Annotated in this window: 1 protein-coding gene; it reads right to left on the bottom strand. The window is 46.4% G+C overall.

Annotation, left to right across the window (positions count from 1 at the left end; genetic code table 11):
- Positions 1-99: 99 nt before the first annotated feature.
- Positions 100-713: peptidoglycan editing factor PgeF (gene pgeF, locus A3738_RS17995; protein ID WP_068763756.1), on the bottom strand; the 614-nt coding region annotated here is incomplete at its 5' end.

Here is a 713-nt window from a genome sequence, read left to right as displayed (position 1 = left end):
ATATGAAACACATTCAGAGCCTTGCACTTTTCTCAGCAAAACCGGAGCAAGGATTCTCACTGTATTTTGATAATCTAAGACTTGATTAAGCCTGTTGGCTTATGACAAGTAAATGAGGGAGGCCATTCTCCCCGATACATGCCCATCTCGACGAAAAGAATAAAAACGCTCGGACTGAGCAAAGGTACAAAATCCTCCACCGTAGACTTTGCTAACGCCTGCCTTTCGTAAGATCATTCGAGCAATCGCATACAAATTACACATGAGTTTGTCGCTCTCGTTCTCTGGCAAAAACGCAGCATCAAAGTCAGCATCAATCGATACGAACTGATTCTTTACTTCAGCGCCAACCTGAAACCCTAACTGAGAAATGGTCGGTCCCAAATACACCATCACCTCACTCGCATCATCAAACTTAGATAAGGCAGCCTGAATCACGCCATCAGCCATGCCGCGCCAACCAGCATGCACGGCTGCAACACGCTTACCTGCCGAATCGCACATTAATAAAGGCATGCAATCCGCAGTCATAACAACGCAAGCTAGATTCGATCGCATTGTTGTGGAGGCATCCGCTTTTAAAAGACCTGATGGCACTTCATTCAGTTCTAGAACATCCGTGCCATGCACTTGTTCTAACCAAGCAATCGACTCAGCTTCAAGCCCAACCGCGTGCGCAAAGCGCTCTCTATTTTCTTGCACTGCTTCAGGAT

This window comes from Oleiphilus sp. HI0066 (assembly GCF_001635725.1).
Note: the sequence above shows the minus strand (reverse complement) of the source record. Positions and strands in the feature narration are given on the sequence as shown.